Below are 13,476 nucleotides of genomic sequence, written 5' to 3' on the forward strand. Positions count from 1 at the left end.
GCATCCGACATGACGACACCCGCGATCCTCGCGATCGACGAAGGAACCACCGGCACTCGTGCGGCGTGGGTCACGGCCGACGGACTCGTGCACGCGCTCGAGTACCGCCCGCTCCGTGTCAGCACTCCCGTCGCGGGCGTGGTCGAACAGGATGCGAACGCGATCCTCGACAAGACCATCGACGCCTGCCGCGCGGTCATCGCCCGCGCGGCAGGCGACGGGGTCTCCCTGGTGGGGCTCGCGATCGCCACCCAGCGCGCGACGACCGTGCTCTGGGACACCTCCACCGGCCGGGCCCTCGTGCCGGCGATGGTGTGGCAGGACAGCCGCTACGCCGACGAGCTCGCGGCCCTCGGTCCCGAGTGGAACGAGCGGCTGATCCGCACGGTCGGACGCCCGACGGGGGTGCGCTCGCCCTACCTCTGGGCGGCGCACCACCTGCGGGAGACCCCCGAGGTCACGGCGGCGCACCGGGCCGGCCGGCTCGGCTTCGGCACGATCGAGACGTGGCTCCTCTGGAGTCTCTCGCGTGATCGCACCTATGCCGCGACCTCGACGAACGCGACCTCGGCGGGCGCCTACGTGCTCGCCCGCCACGAGTACGAGCGCGACTGGATCGAGGCGCTCGGCTTCCCGGGCGAGCTCCTGCCCGAGCTGCGGCAGGACGCCGACGACTTCGGCGTGACGGATGCCTCGGTGCTCGGCATCGAGGTGCCGATCCTCTCCGCAGCGGGCGACCAGCACGCCGGCACCGTGGGCCTCGGCTGCCTCCGCAAGGGACAGGCGATGTGCGTGCACGGCACGGGGAGCTTCGTCGACCTCGTGATCGGCAGCGAGGAGCCGGCGAACCCGGGCCTCTACGACGGGGCGCTCACGCTGACGGCGTGGCGGCGGCACGGGGCATCCGTCTTCGCCATCGAGACGTTCACGGCGACGACCGGCTCGGCACTCGACTGGGTGTGCGACACGCTCGGCTGGTTCGAGTCGTCCAAGCGCATCAGCGAGCTCGCCGCGACCGTCTCCTCGGCGAAGGGCGTCATGTTCGTGCCCGCCCTCACGGGCCTCCGGATGCCCGTCATGGAGCCGCGGGCGAAGGCCTCGCTCACCGGCTTCTCGATGTCGACGACGCTGCCCGAGATCGCCTACGCGGTGCTCGAGGGCATCGCGCACTCGGTCGCCTCGAGCGCCGAGGCCGACGAGCAGGTCGCCGGCACGGCGATCACCGAGATCGTCGTCGGCGGCGGGATGTCGGCGAGCGACCCGCTGATCCAGATGCAGGCCGACCTCGTCGGCGTGCCGATGCGGCGCCTGCCCGCCTCGGAGGGCGCGAGCCTGCGCGGCGCCGCCTTCCTCGCCGGCTCCGACGGGCTGCTCTGGAACTCGCTCGAGGAGGCCGCGGCCTCGATGGGCGACGGCGACGTCTTCGAGCCCCTGATCAGCGGCGACGAGCGCGCCGAGCGCCGAGCGGCGTGGAACGAACGCATCGACAACGAACTCCGGCTCACCACGAGCCGTGCAACACGGAAGTAGAGAGAACCACACGATGGTAGGACTGCCAGCCCGCAAGACCGACACCGCGCGCGAGCGCATGACCAGGGTCGAGCCCCTGCAGCTCAGCCGAGCCGAGCAGGTGGCGAGCGTCGAAGGCGGTCGCTTCGACATGATCATCGTCGGCGGCGGCGTGACCGGGGCGTACGCCGCGATGGACGCCGCGCTTCGCGGCTACCGCGTCGCGCTCCTCGAGAAGGACGACTTCGCGTCGGGCACCTCCTCGAAGTCGTCGAAGATGATCCACGGCGGCCTCCGCTACATCGAGCAGGGCAACCTGCCGCTCGTGCGCCACTCGCTGCTCGAACGCCAGCGGCTGCGGAAGAACGCCAGGCACCTCGTGCAGCGGCTGCCGTTCCTCTTCCCGGTGCTCTCGCACGACGGCGTCTTCGACCGCCGCCTCGCCGCCGGCTTCGAGAGCCTGCTCTGGACCTACGACCTCGCGGGCGGCTGGCGCGAGGGCGTGCTGCACCAGAAGCTCTCGAAGAACGAGGTGCTCGCGCACTGCTCGACCTTCAAGGCCGAGAACCTCGACGGCGGCTTCATGTACTACGACGCGCGCGCCGACGACGCCCGCCTCACCCTCACCCTCGCCCGCACTGCGGCGCATCACGGCGCGACGATCCTGAACGGCGCGAAGGTCACCGAGGTGACGCGCAGCCGGGGCAGGGTCGACGGCATCGTCGCCGAGGTCGACGGCCGCGAGATCGCCGCGCTCGCGAGCGTCGTCGTCATCGCGACCGGCGCGTGGCTGCGCGACTGGAACGGCGCGGGCGCCGATGCGGATGCCCCGAACATCCGCCCGGCCAAGGGCGTGCACATCGCCGTGCCGTGGACCAAGATCCGCAACGACTGCACGGTCACGATCCCGATCCCCGGCCGCAACCGCCGCGCGACGATCACCCGCTGGGGCGACACCGCCTACCTCGGCACGACCGACGAGGACTACACGGGCGACCTCGACGACGTGAACTGCACGCGCGAGGAGATGGACTTCCTCATCTCGGGGGCGCGCACCGCGCTGAACACCGACCTCGAGGCCTCCGACGTCGTCGGCAGCATCGGCGGCTGCCGACCGCTCGTCGCGCCGCCCGGCGGCAAGACCATCGACGTCAAGCGCAAGCACGAGATCCGCACCGACCGCGACGGCCTCGTGACCGTCGTCGGCGGCAAGCTCACGACCTCGCGCCACATGGCCCAGCAGACGATCGACGCCGCGCAGAAGGTGCTCGGCGAACGCCGTCGCTGCGTCACGAAGGACGCCTACCTGCTCGGTGCCGCCGGCTACGACCCCGAGGCCGTCACCGCCTCGGGCGGCCTCGCCGCCCACCTCGGTGAGCGCTACGGCAACGAGGCGCCGTTCATCACCGACATCCTCGGCAACGACCCGTCGCTCGCGACGCCGATCGTCGAGGGCCTGCCCTACCTCGAGGCCGAGGTCGTGTACTCGGCCCGCCACGAGATGGCCCGCAGCGTCGACGACGTGCTCAGCCGTCGCACCCGCGCGCGCCTCATGGCCCGCGACGCCTCAGCTGCCGCCGCGCCCCGCGTGGGTCAGCTGCTGCAGGCCGAGCTCGGCCTCAGCGACGCCGCGGTCACCGCCCAGGTGACCGCCTACCAGACCGCCACGGCGCACGAACGCGCCATCCTGATGGGAGAGTCCGAATGATCAGCAAGGAAGCCGTCAAGCGCGGTTACAACCGCGGCAACTACGTGGTGGGCGCGCCCACCCAGCCGCACTACGCCGCGAGCATCGAGACGATCGGCGAGGAGGCGTCCTTCCAGGCGGACGTCGTCGCCGTGCCGGCGGCCGTGGTCGCCGAGCTCGAGGCTGCGGCCGACCAGGTCGTCACCGACGCGGCATCCGTCGTCGAAGGCACTCGCGACTGGTGGGCCGGCACCATGATCGGCGAGACCGGGGGCCGGCCCGCAACGCCGAACGCCGTGATCGTCAAGGTCTCGACGACCGAGCAGGTGCAGGCCGTCATGCGCATCGCGAACGCCAACGACCTGCCCGTGACGGTGTCGGCGGGCCGGAGCAACGTGACGGGCGCCGCGCTGCCCGTGCGGGGCGGCATCGTGCTCGACGTCTGCGAGCTCAACCGCTTCGTGAGCTTCGACGAGCAGAGCCAGATCATCGAGGTCGAGGCCGGCATGTTCGGCGACGTCTTCGAGGAGCTCATCCAGTCGGAGTACGGCATGACCATGGGCCACTGGCCCTCGTCGTACGGCATCTCGACCGTCGGCGGGTGGGTGGCCTGCCGCGGCGCAGGCCAGCTGTCGACCCGCTACGGCAAGATCGAGGACATGGTCTACGGCATGGATGTCGTGCTGGCCGACGGTTCGCTCATCACGGTGGGCGAGAGCGCTCGCGCCGCCGTCGGGCCCGACCTGCTGCAGCTCGTCATCGGCTCGGAGGGCACCCTCGGCGTCATCACGACGATCCGATTCAAGCTGCACCGTCTGCCCTCGTACGGCCGCGCGATCGCCTACGGCTTCCCGACGTTCGCCGCCGGGCTCGAGGCCTGCCGCCAGATCATGCAGCAGGGCGCGAACCCCGCTGCGCTCCGTCTCTACGACGAGCTCGAGAGCGGCGTGCAGTTCGACCTGCCCGAGCAGAACGTGCTGCTCATCGCCGACGAGGGCACGCAGGAACTCGTCGACGCCGGCCTCGTGATCAGCGAGCGCATCTGCGCCGAGACGGGCGTCGAGCTCGACCACGAGGCGATCTTCGAGCGCTGGCTCGACACCCGCTACCTCACGGGCAAGAGCGCCGAGGGGTTCAAGCGCAGCCCCGGCTTCGTCGCCGACACCCTCGAGATGATCGGCCGCTGGCGCGACCTGCCGGCGATCTACGACGAGGTCGTCGCGGCGATCGACGCCGTGCCCGGCACGCTCGCCGGCTCGGCCCACCAGTCGCACGCCTACGTCGACGGCGCCTGCCTCTACTTCTCACTCCGCGGCGACGTCGAGGTCGACCGGCGCGCCGAGTGGTACCGGGCGGCGTGGGATGCCGCGAACGCCGTGATCCTGAAGCACGACGCGACCCTCAGCCACCACCACGGCGTGGGCCTGCTGCGCGCGCCGTACATGGCGGAATCGCTCGGCGCGGGCTTCGAGGTGCTGCGCGCCGTGAAGGCGGCGCTCGACCCGAAGAACCTGCTGAACCCCGGTAAACTCGGGCTCGACGCCTGATGCTGCGGTGAACGGGTCCGCAGATGAGGGCAGGAATGCGGTGAACGTGCTGGAGTTTCCCCGCTCGCTCGACGAGCGGCTCTACCGGAACCCCGTCGTCGCCTCGCTCTACGGCATGGAGTCGGTCGAGGCCTTCCTCGCCGGTCCGTGCCAGGTCGCGATCGCCGCGAACGTGGCGCTCCCAGACCTCGAGGGAATCGTCTCGACGCTCTCATCTGCGGGCAAGTTCGTCTTCGTCAACATCGACAACAGCGACGGTCTCGCCCAGGACCGCGGCGGGGTCGAGTACCTGCGCAAGATCGGCACGCAGGGCCTCATCACGACCCGCACGATGCTCATCCAGAAGGCCAACCAGCTCGGCATGGTGACCATGCAGAAGGTCTTCGTCACCGACCGGTCGACGCTCCCGCGCAGCACGAACGCGGTGCGGCAGAACCGCCCGCACCTCGTGCAGCTCATGCCGTGGCCGGTCATCCCCTACATCAAGCAGCAGGAGCTCGCCGAGCTCACGCCCTACGTCGCGGCCGGCTTCGTGCAGAGCCGCGACGACGTGATCGCCGCCCTCAAGGGCGGCGCCAAGGCCGTCTCGACGAGCGACGTCGAGCTCTGGTCGATCACCCGGCGCTGAGCGGATGCCCCGTGGCCGGTCTTCGGCCATGGGCACCAGTCGCTCCCACCGGCCCTGCTGCACCACTCGACAGGAGACCAACATGTCCGCACCCCAGTTCCAGGTCGTCGCCCGCTACTTCCCACTGCCCGGCGAGACCGAGACCGTGCTCGAGCTGCTCGGCGAGCTGGCGGCCGCGAGTCGCACCGAGCCGGCCAACCGCGCCTACGACTTCTATCGCGGAGTCGTGAACCCCGACGAGATCGTGATCCTCGAGCGCTACGACGACGAGGCCGGCTTCGCCGCCCATCGGGAGTCCCCGCACTTCCAGCGCATCGGCGTCGGCCGCATCATCCCGCTGCTCGCCGACCGGGTCATCGAGCGCTACGTCGAGGCGACGGATGCGTAGCGCCGTCCTCCGCGCGCAGGGCGCCGCCCGCCCGTACGCCGAGAGCCGGCCGCTCGCGATCGAGTCCCTCGACGTCGCCGCACCTCGTGCCGGCGAGGTCGGGGTGCGCATCGAGCGGGCGAGTCTCTGCCACTCCGACCTGTCGGTCGTCGACGGCTCCCGGCCCCGGCCGCTGCCGATGGCGCTCGGGCACGAGGCGGCCGGCGTCGTCGAGGCGGTCGGCGCCGGCGTCGACGGCATCGAGGTCGGCGACCACGTCGTGCTCGTCTTCGTGCCGAGCTGCGGCGACTGCCGGGAGTGCCGTTCGGGCCGGCCCGCGCTGTGCTCGCGCGCAGCGGAGGTCAACGGTTCGGGCGAGCTGCTGCACGGGGCATCCGTCCTCAGCGATGCCGCCGGCGGCACGGTGAACCATCACCTGGGGGTCTCGGCGTTCGCCGAGTACGCCGTCGTCGCCGCCGAGTCGCTCGTCGTCGTCGATCGCGACGTGCCGTTCGACATCGCCGCGATGTTCGGCTGCGCCGCGCTCACCGGTATGGGCGCCGTGTTCAACACTGCGGCCGTGCAGCCCGGGCAGTCGGTGATCGTCTTCGGGCTCGGCGCCGTCGGGCTCGCAGCAGTCATGGCCGCCGCGCAGATCGACGACGTCACGGTGATCGCCGTCGATCCGAACGTCGACAAGCACGAGCTCGCGCTCCGCGCGGGCGCGAACGCGGTCGCCACGCCCGACGGAGCCGCCGAACTCGTCGCGGCGCTCACCAGCGGCGGGGTCGACGTCGCGATCGAGGCGGTCGGCAGCGCGCGGGTGATGGCCGCGTGCCTCGAGCTGCTCGCCCGCGGCGGCGCCCTCGTCTCGGTCGGGCTGCCGCACCCCGAGCAGGAGCTCGCAGTGCCCGCCCTGCAGTTCGCGGGCGCGGGCAAGCGCCTGCTCGGCTCGTACATGGGCGACGCCGTGCCCGCTCGGGACATCGCGCGCTACGTCGAGCTGTGGCGCGCCGGGCGCCTGCCGATGGAGCTGCTGCACACCGACACCGTGCCGCTCGACGACATCAACGAGAGCCTCGACGCGCTGGCTGCCGGCCGGGTCATCCGCCGGCTCTTCGTGCCGAACGCGGCCTGAGACGCGGCGAGGCGCCGACCCCCCGAAGGGAGCCGACGCCTCGTCGTGTGCGTTGCCGATCGATCAGCCCGCGCGCGGCGGGGTGATCTTGATCTGCGCGGCGATGTTGCCCTTCTCGGCCTTCTTGACCTCGATCTTCGTGCCGAAGCCGACGCCGGAGTCGGCCGGGTTGCCCGTGCCGAACTCGCCGCCGAGCGGGCTCGCCTGACCGTACAGGTCGGTCAGCGGGTTGCCGTCGAAGTCGACGATCCGCGTCGTGTACGGCGAGTTGCCGAACGAGGGCACGACCGCCGAGCCGTCGCGGAAGCGACGAGCGAGTCGTCCGTCGGGCAGCACCTCGAGACCCGAGGTCCAGCCGAGGTCGTCGGTGAACGTCGAGACGCCCTTGCGAGCCGGCACCTTGGTGCAGAACTCGTCGGTCAGCTCTTCGCCCGTGATGCACTCGGTGAACTTGTACGTCTTGCCGAGGCCGAAGGCCACGTCGGACGACTGGGAACGCGAGGGCAGGTTGTGCTGCAGGGTGCCGTCGGCCGCTGCCGCGTCGCCGGTGCGGCGCAGCGGGTCGAAGTGGCTGTCGACGAGCAGCAGGCCGCCCTTGGCACCGTAGCTCGGCAGCGCCGTCTCGTTCGTGCGAACGTGGTTGGTGTTGCCGTAGGTGGTGTCGCGGTACCAGACGAGGGCGCCGGGCGCGTTGTAGGAGACGCGCTCGACCTTCCACGCGCCGGCGCTGTAGACCGAGTTGTAGCCCCACTTCAGGCCCTCGTCGAAGCCGTCGAAGTTGCGCCACTCGACCATGTAGTACTGCGCCTTCTCCGAGGAGCCGGTGTCGATGCGCCATCCGGGGCCGGTCGTGTCGGTGAACGATGCGACCTCCGCGGTCCAGCCGTTCTCGCCGTTCTCGACGTCGTCGGCCCAGACCTCGGTCGCTCCGCTCGTGACGGCGAAGTCGTCGGCGAACCAGCCGCGCTCCTGGAACGCGGCGTCGGTGGCCTGACGCAGGCGTACGCCGATCGTCGTGCCCGAGTACTCGGCGAGGTCGATGTACTGGCGCGCCCAACCACCCGAGGTGCCCGTGAGCCCGTACTTCTTGTTGCCGAAGGTGGCGAGGTTGCCGTTCGGGTCGGGGTAGCCGTCGGGCGTGGTGGCCTCGCTGCCGTCCTCGTTGTAGACCTTCACGTCGGTCCAGGTGGCACCGTTGTCGGTGGAGACCTCGACGAAGCCGAAGTCCCAGTCCTGCTCGATCACGAAGTTGTTGCTCATCCAGAACTTCGCGTCGGCGGGCACGTCGACGGTACGGGAGATGCGGATGTCGCCCCAGTCCTGGTCGGCGCCGGAGTACCACATCTCCTCACCGCTGGCGGGCTCGGCGAGCGTGATGTGCTTCGGCGGGAGGTTGATCTTCACGCCGTCTTCGGTGCCCTTCGGCGAACGCGAGGCCTGGCCGATCTTCAGCGTCTTCGCCGCGTCGCCCGGGTTCATCTCGACGGGGTCGACCCAGCCGAGCACCCACTTGTCCCAGATGCCCATGTGGGTGGGCATCGACTGGAAGATGGGGCCCGAGTGCGATCCCGAGGACATGAGGTCCCAGAAGTCGATGTCGGAGTTGCCCTGGTTCGAGGTGTCGTAGAGGTCGGGCAGGCCGAGGTCGTGGCCGTACTCGTGCGCGAACACGCCGACGCCCGAGTCCTCGGGCTGCACGATGTAGTTCGAGAGCTGGAGGTCGGTGCCCGGGATGTCCGCGCCGCCTGCGACAGCGGAGGAGTGCGCCCAGATGGCGTACGTTCCCTGCTCGCCGCCGCCGCCCGACTTGTCTTCGCCGGCGTGCACGAGCACGACGTGGTCGATCACGCCGTCGGGCTCGTTGAAGTCGCCGTCGCCGTCGCGGTCGCCCTGGTCTTCGATGTCGTAGTCGGCCCACGGGAAGTCGGGCTGGGCATCGGCCAGTGCCGTCACGGCGTCGATCGGGAGCTGACCCGCGCCGAGGGGGTTGTCGGGGTGGCCCTGCTGGTCCTGGATCTCACCGGCTTCGTAGACGCCCTCGGCGTTCTGGAAGCAGGTGCTCGCGCCGTACCAGGCCTCGGAGTGCGGCACCGTGATCCACGGCGTCGCCTCGCCGGTCACCGTGTAGGCGCCGCGCGACATCTCCTCGTACATGTTCTTCATCGTCGAGCCCGAGATGTCGATGCCACGGCGGCCGTCGGGGCCCCTGAGGTCCTTCCGGACCCGCTCGGTGATGCCCTTCTCGGAGAAGAGCATCGTGTTGTAGTGCTCCGACGAGAAGTCGGGCACCCACATCGAGTTGTTGTCCTCGAGCTCGTAGTCGGCGGGGTTCGGGATGTTGTTGTGCACCGGGCCGTTCTGCACGTCGCCGGGCTTGCACTCCTTCGAGCCGAACTCGGTCGGCACGTAGGTGCCGGAGAAGTCGTCATTGGCGTTCGCGTTGAACTCGACGAGGATCGTGAGGAGCTTCGCCTCCTGCGTCGTCTCGGCCTCTTTGTACTCGGGCTTCTTGTGGTGGTTGCCCTTGTTGCCCTTGTGGCCCTTGTCGCGCTCCTGCTTCAGCTGGCGTGGGCTCTTGCCGGTCTCCATCGAGGACGCCTCGAGCGTGGCCAGCCCCTTCGCTGCGACCGGATTGCCCTGCGAGTACTTCTGGTCGAACGCCTCGGCCCGTTCGATCGCCTCGGCCTGCGCAGCCTCGGGCGTCGCTGCCCTGAGCTGGCCGCCGGCATCGACGAGGACTTCGCCGTCGGTGTCGAACTTGCCCTCGATGCGCGGTGCCGCGTAGTTCATGTAGTACTCGGAATCGCTGATCACCGGTGGTGAGACCGGCGATTCAGCAGCAGCCGCTCCCGATGCGCCGAATGTCACCAGACCGGTGGCAGCGAGCGCGAACACCGGGATGACCGCAACCGCGCGCCTCCGCGCGCGGCCCGTGAATCCAGACATGCTTCTCCCTTCGAACGCCCCGTGGTGGTGACCGCGGGGCGCAAACGACGTTCGTCGGTGGGCGAACGTACTCGGAATACTGCCGTGCACAGCGCTCCCTATGGAAGAGCTGTGCGGGCTTTCGCTCAGCACCACGCGTGTCTGTTGCGTCTGTGTCGCCATTCATGCCGATCATGCGCGCACGTCACCCGAATGGGGGAGATTCTTGCGCTCGTCAGGGTGTGAGCATTCGTCAGGATATGAATCCGCCATGAGTCCTGTCGGGCTACGCTGAGCGGAGCGGCCGTGCGCCGCGTGGCGGAGGGGGCCGCGATGGACGATCGAACTGGTGCGAACGAGCGGATGCCCCGCACCAGGCGCCGCGCACGGCTGTCACTGCTGCTCCTCGTCGCGGCCGGCCTCGCGCTCGCCGGGTGCACCACGGGCTCCGACACCCTGCCCGCGCCGGTCGTCGTGCAGCTCGACGACATCGACGGCGAGACGATCGAGGTCGTCGACGGCAACGTGATCGACCTGGCGGGCGACGACGAGACGTACACCGAGTGGGACGCCGAGGTCGACGACCCGGCGATCGTCGAGTTCACGCCGGGGCGCGACGGCGGGAGCGCTCAGTTCAACCCCGGCCTCACGGCGACGGCGGTCGGTTCGACCGCGGTGAAGCTCGAGAACGGCGCGACCGGAGAGGCGGTCTCGTTCACCGTCGAGGTCGTGCCGGCGACATCCGGCTACTGACGACCGCTGCCCGGCGGGTCTCAGCCGAGGAGCAGGCTCCGCAGCTGGTCGGCCGAGTGCACGACCGCCATGGCGTCGGCGGCTTCGGAGGGCGAGCCGTAGCCCCACTCGACGAGGATCGTCGGCACGCCGTTCGCGAGCGCGCCGAGCGTGTCGTAGCCGCGGTCGCCGACCATCACGGCGTGCTCGGTGCTGATGCCGAGTTCGTTCAGGCGACGCAGCGCCTCGGCGACGACATCGGCCTTCGTGCTGCGCTGCTCGTCATCGCTCGCGCCCGCGATGACGGTGAAGTACTGGCTGAGGCCCTGGTGGTCGAGCACCTTGACGGCCATCGACTCGGGCTTGGAGGTCGCGAGCGCGACGGGGATGCCCGCCGCATGCAGGCGTTCGAGCACGCCGGCCACGCCCGGGAAGACGGGGGAGCGCAGCACGTGCTCGCCGTAGTGGTCGCGGTAGATGTTGAGCGCCTCCCACGCCTCGGCGTCGTCGAAGCCCGCGCTCAGGCGAAGGCTGTCGAGCAGCGGCGGGCCGACGTAGGCGCGCAGCACCTCGTCGCTCGGAACGGGCAGCCCGAGCTCGGTGAACATGTGCGCGAGCGACCCGGTGATGTCGGATGCCGAGTCGACGATCGTGCCGTCGAGGTCGAACAGCACGGCCGACCAGGCGCGGGTCGGCGTGGTCGTCGGCGCGGTCGCCGGCGGGATCGTCGTCAGGGGCTCGGTAGTCACCGTGTCATCCTAGGGCGCGAAAATCCGAGAGACACTCAGGTTCGGATCCTGCGTGGATCGGTCCCGACTCAGAACAGTCGGGAGTGCCCGTCGTCGACGCCGCGCATCGCGTCGTAGTCGAGCACGACGCAGCGGATGCCCCGGTCCTCTGCGAGGGTGCGGGCCTGGGGCTTGATCTCCTGCGCCGCGAAGACACCGGTCACGGGCGCGAGGTGCGGGTCGCGGTTCATGAGCTCGAGGTAGCGGGTCAGCTGCTCGACGCCGTCGATGTCGCCGCGGCGCTTGAGCTCGACGGCGACCGAGGCGCCCGAGGCATCCGTCGCCAGGATGTCGACCGGGCCGATGGCCGTCATGTACTCCCGGCGCACGAGCCGGTGGCCGTCGCCGAGGAGCTCGATCTGCTCGGCGAGCAGCTTCTGCAGGTGCGCCTCCACGCCGTCCTTCTGCAGGCCGGGGTCGATGCCGAGCTCGTGGTTCGAGTCGTGCAGCACCTCGTGGATCGAGACGATCAGCTGGTCGGCGGTCTTCTGGTGCACGACCTTCCAGAGCTCGACGATGCCGGCCGAGCGCTGGTCGTCGTCGGGCTCGAGCGTCGTGAGCGTGCACGGGGGGCTCATCCAGTTCAGCGGCTTGTAGCTGCCGCCGTCGGAGTGCACGAGGAGGCTTCCGTCGCCCTTCACCATCAGCAGGCGGGTGGCGAGCGGGAGATGTGCCGCGAGGCGTCCGGCGTAGTCGACGGAGCAGCGGGCGATGACGAGACGCACCAGTCGAGTGTACGGCGAGCGACGGAGCTCGAGGGCGAGCGACGGTCTGGCGCGGGCGTCAGGCTCCGGTGGCGGGGCCGTCGGATTCGCCACCCGTGGCGCCCGGCATGCGCGAGCGCTCGCGCGCCGCGGGTGCCGCGAGCCCGGCCATGACCATGAGCAGGAGGATCACGAGCAGGGCGTTCAGCAGCCCGAAGTGCTCGCCGAGGAAGCCGATGAACGGCGGGCCGACGAGGAAGGCGCAGTAGCCGATGATCGCCACCGCGCTCACGCGGGCGGCGGCCTGGGCGCGGTCGGGCACGTCGGCGGCCGCGGACATGCCCACCGGGAAGCCCATCGAGGCGCCGACCCCCCACAGGATGGTGCCGACGACGATCACCCACACCTCGGTGCCGAAGATGAACAGGCTCAGCCCGATCACGCCCGTGGCGGCGAGCACGCGCAGCGTCGCGACCCGGCCGAAGCGGTCGACGAGGGGGCCGCCGAGCACGCGGGCGGTGGTCATCGACACCGCGAAGACCGTGAAGATCGCGGCGCCCACGGCGGGGTCGAACCCGTGGCCGTCGACTGCCGCGAGCGTGAGCCAGTCGTTCGCCGATCCCTCGGCGAACGACATGCCGAGCATGATGACGCCGATGAGGAGCAGCCGCACGTCGCCCCAGACCCTGAGGCCGTCGCGGAACCGCTCGGTCCACGGGCGTGCGGATGCGGCATCCGCTCGCTCGTCGGCGGCCGCCGGGTCGCCGAGCTCGCTGCGCTTCGGCACGAACCGCACCGACACGATCGCTCCCACTGCGATGACCGCGCCGATCGCGGAGAGGTGCACGACGACGGGGACGGCGAGCGCCGCGGCCGCGGCCGCCATGCCCGCCCCGGCGACCGTGCCGAACGAGAAGAACGCGTGCATGAGCGGCATGAGCGTCCGGCCGATCTCGCGCTCGGCCTCTGCGCCCTCGACGTTCATCATGACGTCGACCGCGCCGTTGCCGAAGCCGGCGAATGCGAGCCCGATCGCGATGAGGGGGATCGACGGCAGCAGCGAGCCGCCGATGCCGATGAGCACGAGCCCGAGCGAGACGGTGATGAGGGCGCCGGCCATGCCCGCGCGGGCACCGACGCGGGCCATGAGCGGCGGGGCGGCGACGAGGCCGAGCACCGCCGCGATCGACCCGGCCAGGATGACGAGCCCGACGCCCTGCGTGCTGAGCCCGGTCTCGTCGCGCACCTCGGGAAGCCGGGCGACCCAGCTCGCGAGGCTGAGCCCGGAGAGGAAGAAGATCGCGAAGACGGCGTTGCGCCAGGCGAAGAGCTCGCGGCGGGCGCGGGTGGCGGTCGAGGTGGCCTGGAGGGGATCGGTCATCGTTCGGCTTCTGTCGTCGGTGTCGTGGCGTGTGCGGTGTCGTGGATCGGACCTTCGGTCTTCCACGAAG

Annotated in this window: 11 protein-coding genes; 7 read left to right on the forward strand and 4 right to left on the reverse strand. The window is 70.5% G+C overall.

Translation table 11 applies throughout. From position 1 onward, the window contains the following. Positions 1-9 precede the first annotated feature (9 nt). From ACFCVM_RS11630 to ACFCVM_RS11655, 6 genes are all read left to right on the forward strand, one after another. Positions 10-1,530 (forward strand): FGGY family carbohydrate kinase, encoded by a 1,521-nt coding sequence (locus tag ACFCVM_RS11630; RefSeq protein ID WP_375836332.1) that lies wholly within the window; start codon positions 10-12, stop codon positions 1,528-1,530. Between the two features lie 13 nt (positions 1,531-1,543). Continuing rightward, positions 1,544-3,217: an FAD-dependent oxidoreductase gene (locus ACFCVM_RS11635; protein WP_375836334.1), complete on the forward strand. Its 1,674-nt coding sequence runs from the start codon at positions 1,544-1,546 to the stop codon at positions 3,215-3,217. After that, the gene (locus ACFCVM_RS11640; protein ID WP_375836335.1) at positions 3,214-4,743 is read left to right on the forward strand and encodes an FAD-binding oxidoreductase; all 1,530 of its coding nucleotides are present in this window, start codon (positions 3,214-3,216) and stop codon (positions 4,741-4,743) included. The genes ACFCVM_RS11635 and ACFCVM_RS11640 overlap by 4 nt, the downstream gene beginning before the upstream one ends. A gap of 46 nt (positions 4,744-4,789) precedes the next feature. Then, entirely contained in the window at positions 4,790-5,371 is a 582-nt protein-coding gene (locus tag ACFCVM_RS11645) for a glycerol-3-phosphate responsive antiterminator (protein WP_375836336.1), read from the forward strand. A gap of 82 nt (positions 5,372-5,453) precedes the next feature. Further along, positions 5,454-5,759 (forward strand): putative quinol monooxygenase, encoded by a 306-nt coding sequence (locus tag ACFCVM_RS11650; protein ID WP_375836337.1) that lies wholly within the window; start codon positions 5,454-5,456, stop codon positions 5,757-5,759. Then, on the forward strand, positions 5,752-6,876 hold the full coding sequence (locus ACFCVM_RS11655) for a zinc-dependent alcohol dehydrogenase family protein (RefSeq protein ID WP_375836338.1): 1,125 nt from the start codon (positions 5,752-5,754) through the stop codon (positions 6,874-6,876). The genes ACFCVM_RS11650 and ACFCVM_RS11655 overlap by 8 nt, the downstream gene beginning before the upstream one ends. A 63-nt stretch (positions 6,877-6,939) precedes the next feature. Here the strand turns inward: ACFCVM_RS11655 and ACFCVM_RS11660 are convergent, their stop codons facing one another. Beyond that, positions 6,940-9,822: an immune inhibitor A domain-containing protein gene (locus ACFCVM_RS11660; RefSeq protein ID WP_375836339.1), complete on the reverse strand. Its 2,883-nt coding sequence runs from the start codon at positions 9,820-9,822 to the stop codon at positions 6,940-6,942. A 312-nt stretch (positions 9,823-10,134) separates the two neighbouring features. Here ACFCVM_RS11660 and ACFCVM_RS11665 point away from each other — a divergent pair, with 312 nt between their 5' ends. Continuing rightward, positions 10,135-10,554, forward strand: a complete 420-nt coding sequence (locus tag ACFCVM_RS11665; RefSeq protein ID WP_375836340.1) for a hypothetical protein — start codon at positions 10,135-10,137, stop codon at positions 10,552-10,554. A 20-nt stretch (positions 10,555-10,574) separates the two neighbouring features. On the opposite strand, the gene ACFCVM_RS11670 is transcribed toward ACFCVM_RS11665, so the two are convergent. The 3 genes from ACFCVM_RS11670 to ACFCVM_RS11680 all read right to left on the reverse strand — a co-directional run bounded on the left by ACFCVM_RS11670 (position 10,575) and on the right by ACFCVM_RS11680 (position 13,406). Continuing rightward, positions 10,575-11,282: an HAD hydrolase-like protein gene (locus ACFCVM_RS11670; protein ID WP_375836341.1), complete on the reverse strand. Its 708-nt coding sequence runs from the start codon at positions 11,280-11,282 to the stop codon at positions 10,575-10,577. Positions 11,283-11,350: 68 nt separating this feature from the next. Beyond that, positions 11,351-12,046: an endonuclease NucS gene (gene nucS, locus ACFCVM_RS11675; RefSeq protein WP_375836342.1), complete on the reverse strand. Its 696-nt coding sequence runs from the start codon at positions 12,044-12,046 to the stop codon at positions 11,351-11,353. Between the two features lie 58 nt (positions 12,047-12,104). Beyond that, on the reverse strand, positions 12,105-13,406 hold the full coding sequence (locus ACFCVM_RS11680) for an MFS transporter (RefSeq protein ID WP_375836343.1): 1,302 nt from the start codon (positions 13,404-13,406) through the stop codon (positions 12,105-12,107). Between the last annotated feature and the right edge of the window lie 70 nt (positions 13,407-13,476).

The sequence above is a fragment of the Agromyces sp. NPDC056389 genome (assembly GCF_042262385.1).
In the GTDB taxonomy this organism is placed as follows: Bacteria; Actinomycetota; Actinomycetes; order Actinomycetales; family Microbacteriaceae; genus Agromyces.

Coding starts and splice junctions, on each gene's coding strand:
- ACFCVM_RS11635 (WP_375836334.1), top strand. CDS start 1,544: ATGGTAGGACTGCCAGCCCGCAAGACCGACACCGCGCGCGAGCGCATG.
- ACFCVM_RS11655 (WP_375836338.1), top strand. CDS start 5,752: ATGCGTAGCGCCGTCCTCCGCGCGCAGGGCGCCGCCCGCCCGTACGCC.
- ACFCVM_RS11660 (WP_375836339.1), bottom strand. CDS start 9,822: ATGTCTGGATTCACGGGCCGCGCGCGGAGGCGCGCGGTTGCGGTCATC.
- ACFCVM_RS11665 (WP_375836340.1), top strand. CDS start 10,135: ATGGACGATCGAACTGGTGCGAACGAGCGGATGCCCCGCACCAGGCGC.
- ACFCVM_RS11650 (WP_375836337.1), top strand. CDS start 5,454: ATGTCCGCACCCCAGTTCCAGGTCGTCGCCCGCTACTTCCCACTGCCC.
- ACFCVM_RS11640 (WP_375836335.1), top strand. CDS start 3,214: ATGATCAGCAAGGAAGCCGTCAAGCGCGGTTACAACCGCGGCAACTAC.
- ACFCVM_RS11630 (WP_375836332.1), top strand. CDS start 10: ATGACGACACCCGCGATCCTCGCGATCGACGAAGGAACCACCGGCACT.
- ACFCVM_RS11680 (WP_375836343.1), bottom strand. CDS start 13,406: ATGACCGATCCCCTCCAGGCCACCTCGACCGCCACCCGCGCCCGCCGC.